The sequence below is a fragment of the Bacillus sp. m3-13 genome, from assembly GCF_000175075.1.
Classification (GTDB): Bacteria; Bacillota; Bacilli; order Bacillales; family Bacillaceae_I; genus Sutcliffiella_A; species Sutcliffiella_A horikoshii_C.
Window position 1 is genome coordinate 104,651 of sequence record NZ_ACPC01000015.1, and the last position, 22,752, is coordinate 127,402.

Sequence of the window (22,752 nt, forward strand, 5' to 3'; positions counted from 1 at the left end):
GTGTTTTTTCTTGAATATACAATCCATTGAACCAACTCCAAGTCCTAACACAATGAAAGTTATACTTAGTGAGGAACTTCCGGCCGGTTCAAGAAACAATTATACTAAAGACAATAGCGACCAAGCGCCAGAAATTATCCAGGATATACTGGGAATAGAAGGTGTAAAAGGGGTTTACCATGTAGCGGATTTCCTTGCTGTAGAAAGGAATGCCCGCTTTGATTGGAAAGTGATACTTTCAGAAGTAAGGGCTGCTTTTGGAGAAACGGAAGAAAACCAAGACACAGAAGATCAAAGGTCACTAGAAGGTTTTGGCGAAGTGAAAGTCTTTGTTCAAATGTTCCAAGGAATTCCAATGCAAGTGAAACTAACGGACGGCGATCAGGAAAAACGAGTCGGTTTACCCGAAAGGTTCATGAAAGCTATTCTTTCCGCACAAGAAAAGCAAGATAATGTGGTGCTTGAACGTGAATGGAAAGAACACGGTGTCCGCTATGGGGATCTGGAAGCAGTTGGTACAGAGATAGTCGAAGAGCTTTCTGCCACATTCACAGACGAGCGTTTGGAAAAAATGTTAAAACAAGAAGACAATACAGATAAATCGAATACAATAAAATCGAAAGAGCGTTATAAAGTAACATTGGAGATGCTAGATGACCCTGATTGGTCTAAACGTTTTGCTGCTCTAGATCAAATGGATCCAAAACCAGATGACATCCCGGTACTGGCAAAAGCCCTAGAAGACGAAAAGGGTTCTATACGCAGGTTGGCAACTGTATATTTTGGAATGCTTGAAGAATCGGATATACTACCTTACTTGTCAAAAGCCTTGAAAGACAAGTCTGTAACAGTTAGAAGAACAGCAGGAGACTGTATGTCAGACCTTGGTGAGAAAGCAGCCATGCCAGCCATGATAGAAGCCTTGAAAGATAAAAACAAATTAGTTCGTTGGAGAGCGGCCATGTTCCTTTACGAAGTCGGAGACGAATCTGCGCTTCCTGCACTCCGAGAAGTAGAAAACGACCCAGAATTTGAAGTGAGCATGCAAGTGAAAATGGCCATCCAACGCATTGAAGGCGGAGAAGAAGCAAAAGGCTCTGTCTGGAAACAAATGACCGAAAGAAATAACTAACTAAGTACTTTAGGTACCATAGCAGTTGATTGGAGCAAAAGGCGAAGACTCCTGAGGGAGATAGCGCTAGGTGGAGAGCCCGCAACGAAGTGAGGAGGCTCCAGCAGCGCCCTTAGGAAAGCGAAGCCATTTTCGGAAAACAACTGCGGTGTACCAATCATAAAAGGAGGAAATTAACATGTCGATGGCATATGAAGAATATATGAAACAAATAGTAAAACCAATGAGAGATGAACTTACAAGAGCAGGATTCCAAGAACTGACCACAAGCGATGAAGTCGAAGAATACTTCAACAAAGCAGAAGGAACAACACTTGTAGTGGTAAACTCCGTTTGCGGCTGTGCAGCAGGATTGGCACGTCCAGCAGCAACACAATCCATTATTCAAGCCGACAAAACACCAGATCACCTAGTAACGGTTTTCGCTGGCCAAGATAAAGAAGCTACTTCCAAAATGCGGGAGATATTTGGAGATATTCCACCTTCTTCACCTTCCATGGCATTGTTACAAGGGAATGAAGTCGTACATTTCATCCATCGCCATGATATTGAAGCAAACACAATGGAAAATATCATGACCAATCTTCAAGGAGCTTTTCATCAATATTGTTAATTCGCAAGGATGTGTGTAGGTATGATACTGCGCACATCCTTTTATAAAGGAGAAAATTATGATTGTAACAACCGCGGGGAGAACAAACGAAGAAATGATTCAAACTGCAAAGCATATCTCACAAGACCTTGGGTGTAAGTACATAGAAAGAAATAAAAAATCAGTTCTTACTTTATTCAATGAATATAATCAAGATGTCTTAGTTATAGGGAAAAATCGTTATGAATGGTATCCCTTGAATATATCAGAACCTATATTTTTTCATCCAAATTCAGCTGGCTTTCGAGTTAAAAGGTGGCTTCAAGGAGAAATAGAGCCGTTTTTAGAAGCAACAGAGTTACAGGAAGGAATGAGTTTTCTTGATTGCACACTTGGCCTCGCATCAGACAGTATCATGGCAAGCTTGGCAACAGGTGAACAAGGAAAAGTGTGGGGAATAGAAGGGAATGAGGTTCTTGCTTATCTAGTAGATAAAGGGCTCGCTGCTTGGGAATCAGAAAATAGGACGGTAGAAGAGGCAATGAGACGCATTAAAGTCTTACATGGTAAACATCAAGACCTTTTATCAACACTGCAAGATAACAGCTTCGATGTTGTATATTTTGACCCCATGTTTGATATCGAGATCGAAGAATCTAATGGAATAGCACCCTTAAGAAATATTGCAGTAAAAGAGACTTTAAACAAACAAACGCTGCAGGAAGCAATAAGGGTTGCAAAAAAGAGAGTAGTATTGAAAGACCACTGGCAAAGCGAAAAGTTTGTACAATATGGATTTACCGTCTTAAAAAGAAAAACTGCTAAATTCCACTTTGGCTATCTAGAGTGTTAGCTTGGAAATAAAAAAACCTCGTGTTGAGAATATCTCAACACGAGTTTTTATTTTATCACATCAGTCAGCAAAACATAAATAAATTAATGCACCTAAAGTAACAAAGCTTGATACCAAAATCGCAATATCTGCCATGAGTTTAACCTCCAATATGTACTATTCATTAATATTAACAAATAAACACAAATAAATGAATAATAATTACATCATTTTTACTAATTTCAAAAGATTATTGCTGATTCCGTAACAAAAATTAACTAGATGTAAGACATGCAAGCTTAGAAATGAAAAGTTAACGCAAAATTGATAAAATTTTCTTACTTTTGTGATATACTAGTTTTACATAATACTAGAGAAATTAATAGAATGGGGATATACAGATGGAAAGGAAGACTGTCATGCCGAAATGGCTCAAGAAATCGTTAGTGGTCCTAATTACAGCGCTTACGTTCGGTACAGTATCGCCACCTGCCTATTTGACTATAGACGATCAAAAGGATGATTCGTCGTTTGGCGATGTAACAAACAAAAATTATTCAAATGAATTTATTGAACCCTTTGAGCAAAGATTGTCCAAAGATTCTTTCTTGTCATTAGCTACCGAACAGGCTGAACTACAAAGTTTTGAAAAGTTCGGCTCAAGAATCGGTCCGAAAATACAAGATGAATTTAAAGATGTTATTTTTCCTAAAATGGAACAGGTGTTGCAAGATTTAGCAGAAGAACATCCTGAAGAGGATTTAAGTAATTTAATCATTTCTGAAAACCCTACAGGTGGAGACAGCGAAAAGATTTTTCATATTTATCATGCAGTCACAGGAAAGGATCTTATTCGCTTTCATGTTAGAAAGGATCATCCTCCGTTAGATGGATATTATTTTAACTTTCACTACCATACTTATCACGATGAATTTCACGGCCATCATGCCCTAGGCTCTATTTACTGGGCGAAGAACACACCACCTAAATGGTTGAGCTAGAGAGAAAGAGGGGGGCCATATGAGAAAATACACGTTAAAAGAGATGAGAGAAACAACAAAAAAGATGTTAGAAGACAGAGGTGTTACGATTCAGGATATAGCTGAAATTGTTCTTCTTCTTCAAAAAAAATATATTAGTAATGTGACCCTCGAAGATTGTATACATAACGTCGAGAAGGTCTTGGAAAAAAGGGAAATTGTTCATGCAGTATTAACGGGACTGTCGCTTGATATTTTAGCAGAGAAAAAGCTGCTCCCAGATCCCCTTCAATATTTGGTGGAGACAGACGAACCGCTATATGGAATTGATGAAATTATCCCATTATCTATTGTAAACGTATACGGATCGATTGGATTGACGAACTTTGGATTTCTCGATAAAGAGAAATTTGGCATCATAAAGAGGTTGGACGAACACGAAGGGGAAGAAGTTCATACCTTTATGGATGATATAGTATGTGCTCTTGCAGCAGCAGCAGCAAGTCGGATTGCCCACAGGTCCAGAGACATAGAAGAGGCTGAATTAAGTGAAGAGGAAGTAATCGTATAAGTGAACGTGAGAAAAGAGTGGTTCTTTTATAGAATTACTCTTTTTTTTGTTTGTTGATGAAGACCTGAGTGACGGTGAAAAAGGAGTAGAGAAGTCTTCATTGCCGTTATGAAGACCCGAGTGAGAAGGACAAAGGAGTAGAGAAGTCCTCATCGCTTTTATGAAGACCATAGTGACAATAAAAAGCCAAAGAAAAGTCCTCATTGCCGTCAAGAAGAGCCCCGTGACAACGTTAGAGAGTGATACGTAATTGTAAGGTCCTGCCTAAATCTAAAAAATCCGAAACCATGACTTAATTTTGGCAGTTCCTCAAGGATAAGTGCTTTTTTTAAGTAGACTGGAAAAAATTAATCACTCATATTAAGAAGAGATTACAAAAATGTCATTCCAATTAAAGCCCAAAATGATATAATACTATTATAATAGAATTGAATTTTCTGATAATTACTTACTCAACAAGATCAAGACAGCTAGAGAAGGTGAGGAAAGATGAAACGACGATTATTTGCCATAGTATTATTGATTACATTTACTATTATACCGATATATTGGAAAGCCTATGCTAGTTTGGACGCCATTCCACTTACAGAATATAAGTCCACTGAACTTGATTCCCATCTTATAGGTATAGCTAATCGAGCTACTATAAATCAACTAATATACCTTCCTCCAGGAAATTTTCCAGAAGAAGAAGCAGCAAACATGATTCGCCATGTTTCCAACATACCAGCCCACATTTTGTCCGTATTGGTTCAGCAAAATGTTCATTTGTATTTATTTAATGGAAATCTTACGGATGTGGAAGGGTTTGAACATTTACATGGGGTAAAGCCCAGGGGGTATTCCGATCAGGGCTCAAACTGGGAAGATGTTCCCGGCATTGGGGGTTCCAAACTTGTATTAGCTAAAATTGGACATAGTAATAAAGGATATGGGCATGGTTCTGTAAATTTAGAACTTCATGAACTTGCACATTCCATTGACCGTTATGTCTTTGGGAATGTTCGCTTTAACCAGATTTTTATTAAAGCATGGAAAAGTGAGGTTGCTGCCATGTTTCCAAACAGAAGCTATTTTCACACTTTCCCAGAAGAATATTTTGCAGAGACATTTGCCATGTACTACTTAAATGATGTGTCAAGACTTGAATTAGCGAAACGCGCACCACACACATTCCTGTTTTTTCAGAACATGGAAAAACTCCCAGTAACCAGAAACCTAATATCCAACACTTATTAGAAAAGCATTCCTTGGAATGTTTTTTCTTTTTGTCTTAGTAGTAAAATCGTATGTCTTTTATGATAGAATGTACTAAGAATAAAGACAGTCCAAGAGGTGAAGAAAGAATGAAACAATATCTGGATTTATGCAAACACATATTACATAACGGTACAGAAAAAGAAGACCGGACAGGCACCGGAACGATTAGCACTTTTGGGTATCAAATGAGATTTGACCTGCAAGAAGGGTTTCCATTAGTAACAACCAAAAAACTACACGTAAAATCAATCATTCATGAACTACTATGGTTCTTAAATGGAGATACAAATATAAAATACTTACAAGATAATGGGGTAAGAATCTGGAATGAGTGGGCAGATGAAAACGGAGACCTTGGTCCGGTTTATGGATACCAATGGAGATCATGGCCAACACCAGATGGAGAAAGCATTGACCAGATAGCTAAACTGATTGAACAAATTAAACATAACCCAGATTCAAGAAGACTGATTGTCTCTGCATGGAATGTTGCGAATGTCGACTCTATGGCATTACCGCCTTGTCATACTATGTTTCAATTTTACGTAGCTAACGGTAAATTATCTTGTCAACTGTACCAAAGGTCGGCGGATGTATTCCTTGGCGTCCCTTTTAATATTGCTTCCTATGCGTTGCTCACCATGATGGTTGCGCAAGTTTGTGAATTAGAGCCAGGTGAATTCATTCATACATTAGGGGATGCTCATATTTATTCCAATCATATTGAACAAGTTAATTTACAATTAGGGCGTGAACCTAAAAAATTGCCAAAAATGAAATTGAACAAAGAAGTCACGTCAATCTTTGATTTCAAATATGAAGATTTTACACTTGTAGACTACGACGCGCACCCTCATATTAAAGGGGTCGTCAGTGTATGATTTCCATTATTGTAGCTACAGATAGAAACAATTTAATAGGTAAAGACAATGATCTTCCATGGAGAATTCCAGCAGATTTAGCTTACTTTAAGAAGGTCACCATGGGCAGCATCATTGTGATGGGTAGGAAGACGTATGAGTCCATCGGAAAACCGCTGCCATATAGAAGGAATATCATTTTATCCAGGCAAGACTTTCATGCAGAGGGCTGTGAAACTCTTCATTCTTTAGAGGAAGTTCAGCAATTGAATAAAGACGGTGAGGAGCTCTTTATTATAGGCGGAGCGCATATTTTTAAGGAAGCACTCCCTATAGCAGACTTTTTATATTTAACATATATAGATGAAGAATTTGTAGGGGATACGTATTTTCCTGAAATAAATGAACAAGATTGGGAATTGCTCTCTTCCGAAAAAGGGATAAAGGATGAAAAAAATCCTTATGATTATTATTTTAAAAAGTATAAGAGAATAGGTTTATCAGACAAATAGATGTGGTTTTAGGGAGAGAAGGAAATGTTACGTACGATATGGTGGTTTGCTTATTTTTTCGGTTATTTAATTTACAGTTTGCCGACAATTAAAAAAGTCCAAAAAATAGACACTCCAATGACAGTGGAAGAAAAAGATACTCTAATGCATCAAAAACCCAAGCACTGGGCTAAGACATTGGTGAAACTTACTGGTTCTAAAGTAGAGGTAATAGGTCAAGAGAAAATTCCTCAGGGTCCTGTACTTTTTGTCAGTAATCATCAAGGGAATTTCGATGTTCCCATTTTAATTGGCTTTTTAGAAAAGCCACTTGGTTTCATTTCCAAGGTTGAAGTAAAAAAGATTCCGCTCATATCAAGATGGATGGAAGCAATGAACTGTGTGTTCATCGATCGCAAGGATAGAAGAAAAGCGGTCCAGTCTATAAAAGATGGAATTGCGACTTTGAAAAAGGGACATTCATTGGTCATTTTTCCTGAAGGAACGAGAAGCAAAGGGGATGAAATGGGAGAATTCAAAAAAGGTGGCTTACGTCTGGCAACAGACAGCAAAGTACCCGTTGTTCCTATCACGATTTCAGGATCCTATAAAATAATGGAAGAAAGCAAATTCGGTTTCCAACCTGCTAAAGTCAAAGTAACGGTACACGACCCGATCTTTCTGCCACAAGATGAAAAAGTCGACGGCAATCAGTTAGGCATTGAAATTCAAGAAAGAATCAAACAGGGATGATAATTAACTGAAGCCACTACAAAAGTAGTGGCTTTTCTTGTAAAATGAAAACACCAATTAAAAGGAAGTGTTCAAATAATGTGTGGCAGATTTTCCTTAACAACAGAAATACATAAGTTAGAAGAACGCTTTTTTCTTGAGAATGCAAACAACCTTGAATATCAAATAAGCTACAATATTGCTCCAGGTCAGCCCATATCGGCTATAGTACAAGGAGAATTCAAAAACAGAGCAGGCTATCTTCATTGGGGTTTGGTGCCGAGTTTTGCTAAAGATAAAAAAATTGGGTACAAGATGATTAATGCCCGTGCAGAAACACTTCATGAAAAAGTAAGTTTTCGAAAGCTGTTGGAAAGAAAAAGATGTATCATACCAGCAGATGGGTTCTATGAATGGAAAAAGCAAAACGGTGAAAAGAAACCCATAAGGTTCACACAAACTAATGAACAGCCTTTTGCATTTGCTGGACTATGGGACCGATGGGTTACAAAGGATGAAGAAATGGTGAGCTGTACATTAGTAACCACAAGACCAAATAAACTTGTCGAAGGTGTCCATGACAGAATGCCTGTGATATTAAAAGAAGAACATGAAAGAATTTGGCTTTCTAGGCAAGAGCTCACAAGGAGTGAGATAAGCGATATGTTGCAACCCTTTGAGGCTGATCATATGCAAGCTTATGAAGTTTCCGCTGTCGTTAACTCTCCAAAAAACAATGGTCCTGAATGTATAGAGTCTATATAAAATTGTTTTATTTTGTCTAATGAAAGTTGACACTAATTTTAATCTTTGGGGTATAATCATAATAAACGGGTGAAAAAAGAGGATTGATATTTTGCTATGGAAAAGCCTAGAGTTCACGATTAATAAGGGACAGAAGGTAAAAGTCATTGAAATTCCAGTATTGGAGGACGATAGCACTTATCATTTTATGGTTCGAGTAAGATTGGAGAGGTTTATAAAAACAATCCTGTCTGAGAAGGAGCCAAAGCAAATCTATTCTTTCAAGGATTACTTACGAACAGTGTTGAAATGGCCTGATTATTGTAAAGTTGTCAAAACAGATATATTAAAAAATAATGCTTAAACTCACGTTAATGTGATAATATTAATACAGGGCCGATACCCTGTATTTTTTTTGTTTTTAAGTTTGAACAAGCCCGCTTCAAAGGTATAATAGTAAAAAGGATATAATTGGGGAAGTGAATTTAATGACAAATGTAAAGATAGTGACAGATTCAACTGTTGATATTGATCAGTCCATCATTGAAGAATTAAACATAGAAATTGTTCCGTTATCCATTACGATTGACGGGGAATCATACATAGACCGATTTGGAATTAAACCTGACGAATTTATGGATAAAATGAAACATTCTACTGAACTGCCAAAAAGTTCTCAACCTGCTGTGGGTACTTTTGTAGATGTATACAACCGTTTAGGTGAAGATGGTAGCAAAATCCTATCCATACATATGACCGGAGGCATGAGCGGGACGGTAGGTTCTGCTGAAAGCGCCGCTAGTATTAGCGACAGTGATGTAACAGTAATAGATTCAAGGTTCATTTCTTTTGCTTTATCTTTTCAGGTAGTGGCTGCAGCAAAAATGGCCAAAGAGGGTAAGGATCTGCAAGAAATTTTGAACAAGTTAAATGATGTGCGTTCCAATACGGATTTATTCATTATGGTAGACACATTAGACAATCTAGTGAAGGGTGGCCGAATCGGAAGAGGAAAGGCTCTAATTGGGTCATTGTTGAACATCAAGCCGATTGCCTCTCTAGCAGATGGGGTTTATACGCCGGTTACAAAAGTTAGAAGCCAGTCACAAGTAATTAAGTTTTTTACCAAACAATTTAAGGAAGATATTGCAGGTAAAGTGGTTAAAGGTGTGGGAATTGCCCATGCGGGATCATTAAAACAAGCACAAGTGTTAAAAGATGCTCTTTATGAGGCTTCAGGGTTTGAAGATATTCAAATTGCTTATACTACTCCTGTAATCTCTACACACACAGGACCAGGTGCAATGGCATTGATGTATTATGCTGAATAGAAAAAAAGGTTACGGAAATGTCGACATTTCCGTAACCTTTTATTTTTTCTTTAGGAAATTATCAAAAGTATGAACACCTCGGTGGTGACAAGAAATTGGAAAAAGAAAAGATACTCATCGGCGTTATGAAGACATCAATGACGAGAAATCAGGAGAAGAGAAGTCCTCATCGTCATTATGAAGACATCAGTGACGAGAAATCAGGAGAAGAGAAGTCCTCATCGTCGTTATGAAGTCATCAATGACGAGAATTCAGGAGAAGAGAGGTCCTCATCCCCAATATGAAGCCCTTGGTGACAAGGAGTTTTATTGAAATAGTCAAATCAAATATGAGCGCAAAGGGAATATCCTGCCAAGGTCAATATTTTAAAACTATGCGAAAACCGAGAAAACGTCCCAAGAGATTATGATCTTGGAACGTAGTATAAGCTCGCGTTAGCAATATTGTTTATCCGTTCTCAGGTTCTGGTGTTGGAGTAGGCGTGGAATAACCTTCTTTATAAGCTTCGTCAATCATATGCCTAATTTCTTTTACACTCTTCCCTTTGCTATATTCCATCACGGAAGTAGCAGCAATCTCTAAACAGACTCCACATCTGGTTCCATGGTCGTCCCACACAAGTGAACCATCTTCTTTGTTTTCGTAGACAAAGCAATTATAACTGCTTTTGTGTCCAGCAGAAGTGCCACATCCGCAATAACATGGAATATATTCAAGTACTTCCTTATGCTGTGCTGCTGCGGAATAGATAAGTTGCATATCCTCAGGCTTGTCCTTCAAAAAAGCAGGAAGTTCTTTAACTGAAGCTGTTTCTTCCCTAAGGTCTCCTTGGAAAAAGGATGGCTTTTCATTATGATGGTGTTCTTCTTCATTATGTTGTGCAGCGTTATTTTGTGTTTCCGTATTGGAACAACCTACGGTAAGAACCAACATACAAGAAGCAACTAATGCCAATTTTTTCATAAAACACACCTCGTTCACATAAACTGTACAAATATACTATACCATAGAGGAGTACAGAAAAATCTAACACAATTGTGAACGAGGGCAAACGGACTTTCATAATTCCGTTATGATAATATTTTTACCAGAATAATAGACCGCCTAAAACGACACCAGTCACGAATGCAAGAGGGACTGCTACAGGATTGTATCCATATCCTCCGTAATATCCACCCCATAAGCCCATGCCATAGCCACCAAATCTATTTCTTCCTGTTGGTTGAATGTAAACATGGCTTGGAGATACTCTGACAATTCTCCCGTGGTGGGATGAACCGTCACGACATCTAACCGTGACATTTTGTCCTTGGTAACGACGACACTGGTTGTAAAATTGAGACATGATTCCTTCCTCCTATCATAATTTATCACTAGTAGACTATTCTCCCTTTGTCCCTTGTGCCTGTATGTTTGTCTTGGTTTGTCTTAATATAAAAAAATATAATTAGGACTCCCTTACTTTGAGGAGGGATATAGATGAAGAAAAAAATCTTATTATTTGCTGACTTTGGGATAGATGATATAATGGCAATCATTTATGCTTATTATGAGAAAGATATAGAGATTGTTGGAATAGTTGCAGAATACGGAAACGTTGATAAAAGAACAGCTATCCGCAATGCAAGATATCTGCAAAGAAATACAGGAAGATATGATGTCCCGCTTATTGGCGGGGCGGAAAGGTCCATGATCGGTGAACCCCCTATCTATTATCCTGAGGTCCATGGACCTGAGGGTTTTGGAGGATATGTGCTGTCTCAAGATTTTCAGCCGGGAGATGATGTCTTTGAAAACTTTCATCAGATTTATGACATTATAGAAAAATATGATGGCGACTTAACCATTGTCTGTGTTGGAAGGTTAACCTCATTAGCTACTTCTTTTATTCTTTATCCGGAAACGGTAGCAAAGGTAAGGGAAGTATATGTGATGGGAGGTACATTTAATTTTCCAGGTAACGTTACTCCAGTTGCAGAGGCAAATATATTTGGAGATCCATACGCGGCCAATATTGTTATAAATTTCGCAAAGAATTTAACCATCTTCCCATTAAATGTAACTCAGAGAGCGATTTTGACTGCGGATATGGTAAATGATATTGATAAAATAAACAAGGAGAAAAACAATCAATTAGGATCCATTATCAAACCTATGATGGATTACTATTGGCAATTCTACAAATCACAGATTCCAAACATTCCAGGTGCTCCATTACATGATGTAGTCACTTTATGGGGGGTGTTTAATGAACGTGAAATAGTGTATGAAATGAAACCTGTAAAGATTGTAACATCTCCTGGTTCGGCATTTGGGCAAACAATTGGAGATTTTCGTGAATTTGTTCAACTGGCTGAATATCCGGTTCATCGAATAGCAATGGGATTCAACTACCCCTCATTTATAAAACGAGTAATGGATGTATTAACCTTAGAATTAAATAATTTTAATAATCAATAAACCGTACCTTAAAAGAAGCGTACGGTTTTTTCTATAAGAAGAAAAATGATCAAGTTTTATACAAGAGATTTTCATAAAATATCATATGTTGGTAAGCCTACTTATATATGGGGAAATTGGAAGGGTGGTCCATATGAAGAAAAGGAATCTTACTACATACGATATAGGCGATCTTCAGGAGCATTTCAAAAAGACCTTTCATGATAGTCCTGATCTTTTTTTCTATGAAATGAAAAGAAATGATTCATCTATCCTTTTCATATATTTAAAAAATCTTGTTGACCTTACTGTGCTGAATCAAACAATATTACCATCTATTATAGAGAAAACTAAAGATAGTTCTGTAGACTTTCAAGAATTAATTTATCAATTGCCAACTACCTTAGCCAAGCTGACAGATGATATGGATGAAATAATCAATAAGTTATTGGATGGAAATGTATTTTTATTTACCACTAAGGCGGAGAAAGGATTATTAATAAACATAGAAAAAAAAGTGGAAAGAGGTTTGGAAAAAGCAGAAACGGAATCGCTTGTCTTTGGTCCAAAGATTTCTTTTACCGAATCATTAAGCACAAATATTAGTATTATTAGACAAAATATAATCTCCGAAGACCTTTGTACAGAAAAAATGACTGTAGGGAAAAAGAATGAGACGGAAATAAGAATAGTTTACTTAAAAGGAATGGCAGACGAGGAAATAGTCCAATCAATTAGGAGTCAAATCAACTCGTTACAAGTAAATGATATTCTTGATACTTCTGTTTTGGCCCAATTAATAGAGGACAACAGCTATTCGATCTTTCCACAGTATGTTCAAACAGAATTGCCTGATAGGGTGACATATAGCGTAGAAAGAGGAATGGTTGCAGTATTTGTGGAAAGGAGTCCAATGGTACTGCTTGGACCTGCTTCACTTTTTAATTTCTTTGAATCTACAGAAGACGTTTATATGCGATGGAATATGGGAAGTTTTATCAGGTTCTTGCGTTATTTGACCATGTTTCTTTCTGTAATTCTGACGCCTGCATATGTTGCCATCATTACATACCATTATGAAATGATCCCATCTACCTTATTGGTCTCACTTGGAGAATCAAGATCAAAAGTACCCTTTACCCCTATATTTGAAGCATTATTATTAGAAATAATGATTGAATTGCTTAGAGAAGCAGGAGCAAGGCTTCCTACTAAAGTGGGGCAAACAATGGGTATAGTTGGAGGTATTGTATTAGGACAAGCGGCAGTGGAAGCAGGATTTACTAGTAATATTCTCATTATCGTTGTAGCTCTAAGCGCTCTGGGCTCCTTTACTGCACCAAGTTATTTAATGGGGACTGCAGTGAGGGTGATAAGATTTCCGATATTAATTCTAGCAGGTTTATGGGGAGGAATTGGGATTAGTCTTGGGTTATGCTTTTTACTCATTCACTTAATTCGCTTGACAAGCATTGGCGTACCTTACCTTAAACCTATTTATCCATTCGATAAAGAGCATGCATTAAATACTATTTTTCGGATGCCAATCCATCTATTAAGGACCAATCCGGATAAGAAAGGATTTTTTTCTTTTCGTCATCAAAGTTCTCAGGATATAGATGAATAAGGTGAAAAAATGATGAATACTGCTAATAAGAAGAATTCTGTCGTACTATCTGCATATTTGGTCTTCTTTATTGTCCACACAAACCAAACGGGTGTTGGAATTGCTGGTATACAACGTATCATTTTCCTTGAAGCTGGCCAAGATGCATGGATTTCCATCATCATCAGTTATATTGGGATGGCAGTAGTTGTATATGCCATGTGCTACATTCTCAAAACATTTGAAAACAAAGACTTGTTTCAAATACATAAGTTATTATTCGGTAAGTGGATAGGGAACATAATTAATTTAGTCTTAGTCCTCTATCTTTTAGCAGGACTGATGGCGATACTTTTAGGTTATACGGAAATTGTGCAGGCTTGGATTTTTCCAGATTTAGAAACGTGGGCAATCGTCTTAATTTTACTCCTGATTTCCATTTATGGTGTATATGGAGGGATAAAGACTATAGTTGGTGTAAGTTTTTTAGGGTTCTTTTTAACTATTTGGCTTATTTTCATGTTAGTAGTTCCCATACGATACATTGATTGGACAAATTTTTTCCCAATCATGGAAGCTTCTCCAAAAGAATTGCTATTAGGCGCATATAAGACTTCTTTCACTGTTTTAGGGTTGGAGATGGTGTTATTCGTTTACCCGTATATACGTGACAAACAAAGAGTGCATAGATACGCTCAAATCGGAGTTTTTTTCACATTCGCTCTAATTTTTGCAGTAACCTTTGTTGGACTTGGATACTATAGCGGTGAGCAACTCGAAAAAACTATATGGGCAACACTGTCGATGTTTAAAATAGTACAATTTCCAAATCTAGAGAGATTTGAATTTCTTGCAGTGTCCTTATGGCTTGTGATCATTCTACCTAATACATTGTTTATGCTTTGGGCTGCTTCTAAAGGTTTAAAAAGAATTTTTAACCGAAGGCAGAAAAGTTTGGTCATCATATCTAGTGTAATTGTCTTTATTTGTTCCAGTTTTTTTCAAAAACGTGCCAACATCAATGAATTTGTTGATATTGTAGGATTGTTTGGATTTTATTCTATTTTCGTCTACCCCATTCCCCTAGCTGTTATAGCATGGATCTGGAAAAAAACGAAAGGTGGGGACAAGTCTAGATGAAAACAATGATATGGATTTGTTTAATTCTCCTCTTAAGTGGTTGTGTCACCCAAAAACAACTAGAGGAACTCGGGTTGGTGACAGCCGTAGGTTATGATAATGAGGATGGGATGTTAAAAGGGTCCATCATCTATTATGAATTCGACCCGTTGCATCCAAATAACACCAAGATGGTCACATCGCTAGCACACACAAGTAAAGGAGTGCGCCAAAAAGAAAATCTTGCTTCTAGTAGGAGACTAGTATCCGGACAATTGAGAGTGGCGATATACGGTGAGGAGTTAGCGAAAGGTGGTATAATCTCCATTATTGATACATTATCTCGAGATTCTGAAGTAGGAACGATGTCTTATCTTGCGGTAAGTAAACCACAGGCATATGATCTTCTTCAACTTTCTCAAGAATCAGAAGATGTAACAAATGCGGGGACTTTTCTATATGACTTAATTACTCAAAACGTAGAAGCGGATTCACTGCTTTCTCCAACTCTGCATGAATTTATGCAGTGTTATTACAGTGAAGGACGCGATCCAGTACTTCCTTTATTAAACTTCAAAGACGGAACAATTATTATCGAAGGTATTTCCCTATTCCAAGAAGATAAGGTAGTAGGACAAATAGATAGTAGTGATTCTTTCTATTTAAAGCTGCTGTTGGATCCTTTTGAGGCAGGGAGTACGGAAATAATTCTTCCTAAGGAAAAGGTTAAAGAATTTATTCTTACCAATAACAATAAACAAAAGGAAAGTGTATATATTTCACTTGATCATCTTAGAAGTGATACGGACATAAAATTGCAAGAGAAACAAACCCCAACATTTTCAATAAAAATTAAAGTGAAAACCCGGATGCAAGAGATATCAGAAAACTATGATTTAGGCAATCCCGTAGCTATAAAAAAGATGGAAGAGGCAATAGGAAAAGACATGGAACAGCATTTAATACAGGTGCTCAACAAAAGCAAAGAGATGGGCGCAGATCCTATTGGATTTGGTAACTATTATCGAGCCGAAGTAGGGTATGACTCATTCAGTAAAGAGGAATGGAAAGAACATTATCAGAACGCAGAGTTTAAAGTGAAAATTGATGTCGAAATCTTACGCACCGGCGTGATGGATTAAAAGAAGGGACAAAATCCCTTCTTTTTTATTAAATTTGAAACTTTTTCCTATAAGGGTACGTCTAAGAGATAGTTATTTATATATAGAGAAGAGAGATTGTTACATTTAGGGGGAAAAAATGTGAAAGCATGGTTGTTAGTTAAAAAATGTTTGTTATTGATGGTGATTGGTCTATTTTTATATCCGTCATTTTCAAGCGCGGAAACAAACTTGGAAGTGAAAGTGGAATTCGGTGTAGATAACAAAAGTTCAAATGGGCAAAGGTCATCCGATCAAGATTGAAGTAGTGAAATAAAGGCGATGCGATTAAAGGTGATATCGTTGTATTCTCAAGCCCTACATATAATATGTCCGGAAGTTATGTCATCCCGGTTGAGTTAGAAGCAGGAGGATCCAAAACGTTGGAACTAGCAGTTAAAGGGACCTCTGATCATATGTCTTATAACTACTCAGGGACAAGGAATAACTTTGTTAGTTTTTATGAAGGCGGAGTAGAAAATGGGAAAGAAGTAAACATAAAAGGTAATGCAAATGCTCAACCAAGATATATCGGAGATAAACAGAGTGGTCCTAGGAGTACTCAGCAAATAAACATGATGCCGTCAACTTCTTGAAACTAGTAAAGTATACAAAACGAAAGTATGGAATTGTTAAACATCGGCAGTGAGAACATTCCCAATGAATCACATGGACTGGAAATGTTTGATATTCTTTTGGTTCACGATTTCCCACTCGCCACACTTACAGCTCAGCAGCAACAAGCTATTAAAGACTGGGTAAATAACGGTGGTTCTTTGATGTTTGATACAAAGGTAGGCCTTAGTCAAGATTTAGGGGAACTTCAGGAGTTTCAGCTTTTAGATCCTACAGATGAAACATCCCTTTTAAAATTGAATAAAGAAAGTAGTTTTCCAGACCTTCCTGTATTCACTGGTGATCTATTAATAGAAGATACAACGGTATTGACAAAGGATGGAAATACGCCGCTTGTTCTTATGATGAACGCAGGGACGGGGACAGTGACCCAAATAGCAAGTAACTTGGCTTCTCCTCTCTTTGGAGAATGGAGTGAAATAAATACTTGGTGGGGTAGCGTTCTTCAAAAGGTTACATCCAAGAGCCCGAACTACTATAAAATGCCTATCATGGAAGAATTAAGTCACCAATTGAGTCCCATAGGCGAAGCGTTTCCAGGTTCTATCGTTTCGGTACCACTTTTAATAGGTGCCTTTGCAATATATTTAATCTTAGTAATTCCCGTTCTGTATATTATTTTGAAAAGAACAGATAAACGTGAACAGGCATGGTGGATTATTCCAACTGTAGCTATCTTTACAAGTATTGCTGTCTTCGGAATTGGTGCGAAGGACAGAATTTCAGGAACACAAGTGAATGAAGCAAGTATTCTTCTTTTGGACAATGAGACGGCAACTGCCAGTGGCTATGGAGTAGCTAGCATTCTTACGAATAGTGGCGGCGATTACAAAATGGAAACGGGAGAAAATACTACACTTTTCCCAATGACATACGGATATAATGACAATTTCGAATTGATGAAGAACTATGCATACGTCAGTTCTTTATCTAAAGGAACAGAGATCACATTTAATGATGTGGAGTATTGGTCAACCCGTACAAGTATTGGTAACGTGAATGCCTTGTCACTAGGGAAAATAGATCATGCTCTCTCTATAAAAGACGGCAAAGTACAAGGGACCATATCGAATCAGATGCAGTATGAGTTAAAGGACGCTTTTCTACTATCAGGACGCGACTCTGAAGCACTTGGTGACATTAAAGCAGGCCAATCAATAGACCTGGAATATGAGGTATCTGGGGGGAATATCGCCAATGCATTGACTGCACCAAGCAGCACTTCTGCTACTAAGGCCTTTCCAAATTTCCAAAGTTATTATAATCAAGGACCTGGAGCTAATCAAATTGAAAAAGATGAACTTGTAGACTACAAAAAGTTCCAAATGCTGGACTTACTTGTCAATAGAAAAGATATTTTCTCTATAGCCCCTCAACCTATATTGGTTGGTTATGTAACAGAAGGAGTAATGGGGACGAAGGTGGACGGAAAATCCGGAAAATTGAACGCCTCTCATCTTGTTGTATTACCAGTTACAATCACTAATTCAGGTGGAGGAAGCTTTAGTTTTACAGAAGAACATTTGTCTCCTAACCTTGCAGTGACAGAAGGTGAAACAGGAATGGTGCATCATAACGGACTGGATTTTGGAGAGCCATATGTATACCTGGGTGGAGGGACGTATGACTTTACCTACAGCCTTCCGGATATGGTGGATATGACGAAAGATGAATTGAAAGAAGTAAAACTAAAACTTCGTACAAGAGACGGTAGCGTAGAATATTTTATATTCAATCAAAAGACGAAAGAAGCTGAACTTCTTGAAAATAAAGGATCTGTCACTTTAGAAGGAAACCTTGCTGATTATTTCAATGAACAAGGGAGTATAACCGTTCGGGTAACGATACCAAATAATTATGACAGAGATATACAAGTACCGGGAGTACAGGTAGAGGGAGCGTTAAAAGAATGATAGAGACCATTAATCTTACAAAAAAATATGGTAAATTTACTGCGTTGGATTCGTTAAATTTAAAGGTTGAAAAAGGTACAGTATTTGGGTTTGTCGGACACAATGGAGCGGGAAAATCTACCACGTTTTCCATATTATCTACCCTTCTTGCACCTACATCCGGGACTGCTTTTGTAAACGGATATGATGTGACGAAAAACCCAAAAATGGTCCGGAAGTATATTGGATATATGCCTGATTTCTTTGGGGTGTATGACCAGTTTAAAACAGATGAATATTTGGACTTTTATGGAGCAAGTTATGGAATCCCTTTGGACGAAAGGCAGAAGCTGATTCCTCAGCTTCTAGAGCTTGTAAATCTGACAGATAAAAAAGATGCTTATGTAGATGTATTATCAAGGGGGATGAAGCAGCGTCTTTGTCTTGCAAGAGCACTAATACATGACCCTGAGGTATTAATTTTGGATGAACCGGCATCTGGGTTGGATCCAAGAGCAAGAATTGAAATGAGGGAAATATTAAGGGAATTGAAAAGCATGGGCAAAACCATCATGATTTCTTCTCATATCCTGCCTGAACTTGCGGAAATGTGTGATGAAATTGGCGTTATCAACGGTGGTAAGCTTGTTGCTACTGGAAGAGTAGAAGAAATCCATCAACAATTGCAAGCCAATAAAGTATTGAAAGTACTCATACTTAAAGATATTGATAAAGCCATCAGATTTTTTGAAGATATTCCTAGTGTCTCTAACATTCAACTAAGCGAACAACGCGCAAATCTTCTATCCTTCTCATTTGAAGGAACCGACGAAGAACAAGTTGAATTGCTCAAAAAAGCATTAGATTCAGGTGTGATGATTCTTAGTTTAAGTCAAGAAGAATCGAACCTGGAAGATATCTTCTTAGAAATTACAAAGGGTGTGGAATAATGAAAGCTCAACTTATTAACCCCATGTTAAATAAAGAGTTCAAGTTACGCTTCAGGAGTTTTAAAAGCTTCTTGGGAATATTATTCTACCTTGGAGTTTTAGGTTTAATCGCCTTGTTTTATATTTACATGGAAACAAGGTTCAATACGATGGGAATGTTCCGGGCAGAAAATAGTAAAAACATGTTCATGATCTTAGCATTTGTGCAGCTGGCTTTAATCTTCTTTATGACCCCTGGTTTGACAGCAGGAATCATAAGCAGTGAACGCGAAAAGCAGACATTGAACATTCTTTTGACCACACAGCAATCATCAACAAGTATCATTGTCAGCAAGCTGGTGTCATCCCTATCATTTTTATTATTAATTGTAATCTCAAGCTTGCCGTTATATAGCATTGTATTTTTGTTTGGGGGGAATTTCACCAAAGCTACTGATATTGACTTTCGGTGTTTATTTGCTCTCCATGGCTACTTTGGGAAGTATTGGCGTTTTCTTCTCCACGCTCATCCGTAAAACGATTGTAGCAATGGTTTGTACATACGGTGTAGCCTTTTTCCTTGCTGCAGGGACAGCGATTATTACGATGTTCACTATTAGTTTTACGCAATATGGAGCAACTGGACCACAGGCAAACCCACTTCCATACTTTATCGCCATGTTTAATCCCTTTGGTGTCATGCTTGCGCTGTTTGAGCCTGGGGCAGCAATGGAATTGAAGAATGTGACAGGAATAGATATGCACCTGGGTGTAGGATTGATCATTTCATATATCACCATATCTATCGTTTTGATTTTACTTAGTATTAAAAAGTTACGCCCAAATATGAGATCACGAAAAGGGTAGAGGACCTATGAAGGAAAACGATCAAATAGTTAGATTTCTCATTTCCATCAGAAGAAAGCTCAGGCTTCAACACATTTCGAAACACACGCAAATTGCAATCTTGGCATTTTGCATCAGCATTTTAAGTGTGCTCATCGTTGCGAGAGTTGTCGTAACTCCGTACTTATTGGAAAAAGCCCTTTGGTCAGCGGGAGGCGTCTGTTTAGCAGTATTTCTTTTCTACTGGAGAAAGAGACCTTCGACATGGGATGCTGCAAGATATTCAGATGAGTTTCTTGAAGAAGATAGACTTACTACAGCCCTTGATTATGTTAAGGATACCTCCTTGGTCGCACAACTACAGCGCAAGGAGGCTTATCACCATCTCAAGAGAAAAGAAGATGATATCAAAGAGGCAAAATTAAAACATTTTCACCCGAAAATATTACTCATGATTTTGTTAACCGTTTGCGCCATTACCCTATTAATTTTGTTTCCCAACACCAAAATGCAGGAGGCCGAGGCGGTAGAGGCGGAACGTGAAATTGTAGAGGAAACGCTTGAAAAAGTAAAAAAAGATGCTGAGGAGTTAAAAGATAACGAAGGCATTAACGAAGAGTTAGAAGAGCTCAAAGACCTTAAAAATGAGAAAGATGCAAATGAGCTATTGAAAGAGCTGATGGAAAAAGAAAATAACTTAGCTGAAAAAATGAAAGAGCTTCAAGAAAAAGAAGACAGCTTGAAAGAACTTGCAAAGGAACAGCCAGATAATTCATTGGCGAACCTTGCATTAAATAAAAAAAATGAGGAACTAGAAAAACTTCTTAAAGAAATGAAGAAAAATATCGGTTCCTTATCTGACCAAGAGAAGAAAGAGTTGTCGGAACTTTCGGAAAGCCTTTTAGACCAAGCGAATTTGGATATAGAGGAAATGTCTGAGGAGGAACTGGAAGCATTATTAGAACAACTAGAAGAACTGTTACAGGACATTTCGGCACTATCAGATATGGAAGCCTTACAAAATGCTCTACAAGCAGCCGCTTCTAATCAACACGGACAAATGTCGCAAGCAGGGTTGAATCCATCTAAGCTGACTTTATCAAATTCTAACAATACTACTACAAATCAAACTGCGCAAAACCAAGGCCAAGGTCAGGGACAAGGCCAAGGCCAAGGTCAAGGACAGGGTCAAGGCCAAGGTCAGGGTCAGGGACAGGGTCAAGGACAAGGCCAAGGTCAGGGTCAAGGACAAGGCGCAGGAGGAGGCAGCCAAGGACAAGGACAAGGTCCAGCAGGTGGCGGCCTTGGGGCTGGTGTTGGTGTAGGCGAACAAACCTTTACCGTTCCCTCCAACGTTCAAAGCGATATCCAAAATGAAACGGATGGCGGTCCAACCGGAGAGGGACAATCAGAATATGAAGATGCGCCTGATTCTCCGGCGTTAAGAGGGGAAGCTAGACCGTATGGAGAGGTATTCTCTTCCTATGAAAAGTCCTATAGGGAATCACTTGATAGGATGCAATTGCCAGCAAAGTTAGAAAATGTCGTCAAACAATACTTTAGTGAAGTGGATCCGAAGGGAGCAGATTAAGTGATCAGTTTGGAAGAGAAAGAAAAGGAACTCAAATATTATCAAGATACATTGCATGAAGTGAAACAAGAAATTGGAAAGGTCATTGTTGGACAGGAGGAAGTGATTGAACAACTAATTTGGGCGATGGTCTCAGATGGCCATGCTTTGCTTGAAGGGATGCCTGGAGTGGGGAAAACCATGCTTATTCGTACGATATCCGAAGTTTTAAGCTTTGATTTTTCAAGAATCCAGTTTACTCCTGACTTGATGCCATCTGACATTACCGGTACGAAAATGATTGAGATTCATGAAAACGGAAAGCAATCCTTCGTGTTTCATGAAGGCCCTATTTTTTCAAATATTGTTCTTGCCGATGAGATAAATCGTGCCACTCCTAAAACACAAAGTTCCTTATTGGAAGCGATGGCGGAGAAGACCGTGACCATTATGGGTGAAACGAGAAAGGTTTCCTCTCCATTCTTTGTGCTCGCAACTCAGAACCCCATTGATATGGAAGGAACGTATCCTCTGCCGGAAGCGCAAATGGACCGTTTTCTTTTGAAAATTAATATGGGCTATCCAAAGAAAGAAGAGCTATATAAGATTATCAAAAGAACAACAGGTACGGAATCCTATCAGGTTCAAAAACTCTTAACTACGGAGAAGATGCAAAAAATTCAGTTGGCTGTAAAGGAAGTACTAGTTTCCCAGGATTTGTTAGACTATACGGTACAACTCATCATGGCAACACACCCTGAAGAAGAACATGCCAGTGGGCTTGTGAAAAAATATGTCCGATATGGTGTGGGCCCGCGTGGTGTCCAAAGTTTAATCAAGGTAGCAAAAGCAAGAGCTTTTTGCTCTGGCCGCTTTCATGTATCTAAAGGGGATATCAAGCTTGCTGCCATTCCAGTCCTTCGTCACCGCTTATTCTTAAATTTTGAAGGGGAGGCTTCAGGGGTGAAAGAAGATCTTATTCTTGAAGATGCCATTCAGTACACAGATAAAGTGATGAATGTAAGGTAA

The 22,752-nt window shown here is 38.1% G+C and carries 26 protein-coding genes and 1 pseudogene; 25 read left to right on the forward strand and 2 right to left on the reverse strand.

Annotation, left to right across the window (positions count from 1 at the left end; all coding sequences use genetic code 11):
* The first annotated feature begins 10 nt into the window (after nucleotides 1-10).
* The 13 genes from M313_RS0107375 (at nucleotide 11) to M313_RS25770 (ending at nucleotide 9,758) form a co-directional block, all read left to right on the forward strand.
* A complete protein-coding gene (locus M313_RS0107375; protein ID WP_010193812.1) occupies nucleotides 11-1,132 on the forward strand; it encodes a conserved virulence factor C family protein in 1,122 nt (373 codons plus the stop codon).
* A gap of 178 nt (nucleotides 1,133-1,310) precedes the next feature.
* The gene (locus M313_RS0107380; RefSeq protein ID WP_010193813.1) at nucleotides 1,311-1,745 is read left to right on the forward strand and encodes a BrxA/BrxB family bacilliredoxin; all 435 of its coding nucleotides are present in this window, start codon (nucleotides 1,311-1,313) and stop codon (nucleotides 1,743-1,745) included.
* 58 nt (nucleotides 1,746-1,803) lie between these two features.
* Nucleotides 1,804-2,577 (forward strand): class I SAM-dependent methyltransferase, encoded by a 774-nt coding sequence (locus M313_RS0107385; RefSeq protein WP_010193814.1) that lies wholly within the window; start codon nucleotides 1,804-1,806, stop codon nucleotides 2,575-2,577.
* A 398-nt stretch (nucleotides 2,578-2,975) separates the two neighbouring features.
* Complete coding sequence (locus M313_RS0107390) at nucleotides 2,976-3,557, forward strand: YpjP family protein (protein WP_029326383.1); 582 nt, start codon at nucleotides 2,976-2,978, stop codon at nucleotides 3,555-3,557.
* Between the two features lie 19 nt (nucleotides 3,558-3,576).
* Nucleotides 3,577-4,107 (forward strand): phosphatidylglycerophosphatase A family protein, encoded by a 531-nt coding sequence (locus M313_RS0107395; RefSeq protein WP_010193816.1) that lies wholly within the window; start codon nucleotides 3,577-3,579, stop codon nucleotides 4,105-4,107.
* A gap of 489 nt (nucleotides 4,108-4,596) precedes the next feature.
* Nucleotides 4,597-5,346, forward strand: a complete 750-nt coding sequence (locus M313_RS22985; RefSeq protein WP_010193817.1) for an anthrax toxin lethal factor-related metalloendopeptidase — start codon at nucleotides 4,597-4,599, stop codon at nucleotides 5,344-5,346.
* Between the two features lie 107 nt (nucleotides 5,347-5,453).
* On the forward strand, nucleotides 5,454-6,248 hold the full coding sequence (locus tag M313_RS0107405) for a thymidylate synthase (RefSeq protein ID WP_010193819.1): 795 nt from the start codon (nucleotides 5,454-5,456) through the stop codon (nucleotides 6,246-6,248).
* Entirely contained in the window at nucleotides 6,245-6,739 is a 495-nt protein-coding gene (locus tag M313_RS0107410) for a dihydrofolate reductase (RefSeq protein ID WP_010193820.1), read from the forward strand. The genes M313_RS0107405 and M313_RS0107410 overlap by 4 nt, the downstream gene beginning before the upstream one ends.
* A gap of 24 nt (nucleotides 6,740-6,763) precedes the next feature.
* Entirely contained in the window at nucleotides 6,764-7,471 is a 708-nt protein-coding gene (locus tag M313_RS0107415; protein ID WP_010193821.1) for a lysophospholipid acyltransferase family protein, read from the forward strand.
* A gap of 78 nt (nucleotides 7,472-7,549) precedes the next feature.
* On the forward strand, nucleotides 7,550-8,215 hold the full coding sequence (locus M313_RS0107420) for an SOS response-associated peptidase (protein WP_010193822.1): 666 nt from the start codon (nucleotides 7,550-7,552) through the stop codon (nucleotides 8,213-8,215).
* Between the two features lie 91 nt (nucleotides 8,216-8,306).
* Nucleotides 8,307-8,558 carry a DUF2535 family protein gene (locus M313_RS0107425; protein ID WP_010193823.1) on the forward strand — a complete coding sequence of 84 codons (252 nt, stop codon included), beginning with the start codon at nucleotides 8,307-8,309 and terminating at the stop codon, nucleotides 8,556-8,558.
* 124 nt (nucleotides 8,559-8,682) lie between these two features.
* On the forward strand, nucleotides 8,683-9,525 hold the full coding sequence (locus M313_RS0107430; protein WP_010193824.1) for a DegV family protein: 843 nt from the start codon (nucleotides 8,683-8,685) through the stop codon (nucleotides 9,523-9,525).
* Nucleotides 9,526-9,620: 95 nt separating this feature from the next.
* Nucleotides 9,621-9,758 carry a hypothetical protein gene (locus M313_RS25770; protein WP_157182431.1) on the forward strand — a complete coding sequence of 46 codons (138 nt, stop codon included), beginning with the start codon at nucleotides 9,621-9,623 and terminating at the stop codon, nucleotides 9,756-9,758.
* Nucleotides 9,759-9,973: 215 nt separating this feature from the next.
* Here the strand turns inward: M313_RS25770 and M313_RS0107435 are convergent, their stop codons facing one another.
* Both M313_RS0107435 and M313_RS0107440 read right to left on the reverse strand, forming a co-directional pair.
* A complete protein-coding gene (locus M313_RS0107435; RefSeq protein ID WP_029326384.1) occupies nucleotides 9,974-10,489 on the reverse strand; it encodes a PCYCGC motif-containing (lipo)protein in 516 nt (171 codons plus the stop codon).
* Nucleotides 10,490-10,610: 121 nt separating this feature from the next.
* Nucleotides 10,611-10,871 (reverse strand): hypothetical protein, encoded by a 261-nt coding sequence (locus M313_RS0107440; protein WP_083800888.1) that lies wholly within the window; start codon nucleotides 10,869-10,871, stop codon nucleotides 10,611-10,613.
* Nucleotides 10,872-11,005: 134 nt separating this feature from the next.
* Between M313_RS0107440 and M313_RS0107445 the strand changes: the two genes are divergently transcribed.
* The 12 genes and pseudogenes from M313_RS0107445 to M313_RS0107495 all read left to right on the forward strand — a co-directional run bounded on the left by M313_RS0107445 (nucleotide 11,006) and on the right by M313_RS0107495 (nucleotide 22,752).
* The gene (locus tag M313_RS0107445; RefSeq protein WP_010193830.1) at nucleotides 11,006-11,986 is read left to right on the forward strand and encodes a nucleoside hydrolase; all 981 of its coding nucleotides are present in this window, start codon (nucleotides 11,006-11,008) and stop codon (nucleotides 11,984-11,986) included.
* Nucleotides 11,987-12,119: 133 nt separating this feature from the next.
* Entirely contained in the window at nucleotides 12,120-13,592 is a 1,473-nt protein-coding gene (locus M313_RS0107450) for a spore germination protein (RefSeq protein WP_010193831.1), read from the forward strand.
* Nucleotides 13,593-13,601: 9 nt separating this feature from the next.
* A complete protein-coding gene (locus M313_RS0107455; protein ID WP_029326385.1) occupies nucleotides 13,602-14,711 on the forward strand; it encodes a GerAB/ArcD/ProY family transporter in 1,110 nt (369 codons plus the stop codon).
* Nucleotides 14,708-15,832, forward strand: coding sequence for a Ger(x)C family spore germination protein (locus tag M313_RS0107460; protein ID WP_010193834.1), 1,125 nt, complete (start codon nucleotides 14,708-14,710; stop codon nucleotides 15,830-15,832). The genes M313_RS0107455 and M313_RS0107460 overlap by 4 nt, the downstream gene beginning before the upstream one ends.
* 120 nt (nucleotides 15,833-15,952) lie before the next feature.
* The gene (locus M313_RS25775; protein WP_010193836.1) at nucleotides 15,953-16,114 is read left to right on the forward strand and encodes a hypothetical protein; all 162 of its coding nucleotides are present in this window, start codon (nucleotides 15,953-15,955) and stop codon (nucleotides 16,112-16,114) included.
* Nucleotides 16,115-16,134: 20 nt separating this feature from the next.
* Nucleotides 16,135-16,446: pseudogene (locus M313_RS0107470) on the forward strand (hypothetical protein); the annotation flags it as partial.
* 27 nt (nucleotides 16,447-16,473) lie between these two features.
* A complete protein-coding gene (locus M313_RS0107475) occupies nucleotides 16,474-18,399 on the forward strand; it encodes a DUF8725 domain-containing protein (RefSeq protein ID WP_010193839.1) in 1,926 nt (641 codons plus the stop codon).
* Nucleotides 18,396-19,328, forward strand: a complete 933-nt coding sequence (locus M313_RS0107480; RefSeq protein WP_010193840.1) for an ABC transporter ATP-binding protein — start codon at nucleotides 18,396-18,398, stop codon at nucleotides 19,326-19,328. Before M313_RS0107475 ends, M313_RS0107480 begins: the two co-directional genes overlap by 4 nt.
* Nucleotides 19,328-19,843, forward strand: a complete 516-nt coding sequence (locus M313_RS26330) for an ABC transporter permease (RefSeq protein WP_010193842.1) — start codon at nucleotides 19,328-19,330, stop codon at nucleotides 19,841-19,843. The genes M313_RS0107480 and M313_RS26330 overlap by 1 nt, the downstream gene beginning before the upstream one ends.
* Complete coding sequence (locus tag M313_RS26335; protein WP_234946551.1) at nucleotides 19,794-20,174, forward strand: hypothetical protein; 381 nt, start codon at nucleotides 19,794-19,796, stop codon at nucleotides 20,172-20,174. The genes M313_RS26330 and M313_RS26335 overlap by 50 nt, the downstream gene beginning before the upstream one ends.
* 7 nt (nucleotides 20,175-20,181) lie before the next feature.
* The gene (locus M313_RS24550) at nucleotides 20,182-21,744 is read left to right on the forward strand and encodes a coiled-coil domain-containing protein (RefSeq protein ID WP_010193846.1); all 1,563 of its coding nucleotides are present in this window, start codon (nucleotides 20,182-20,184) and stop codon (nucleotides 21,742-21,744) included.
* Complete coding sequence (locus tag M313_RS0107495) at nucleotides 21,745-22,752, forward strand: AAA family ATPase (protein ID WP_010193849.1); 1,008 nt, start codon at nucleotides 21,745-21,747, stop codon at nucleotides 22,750-22,752.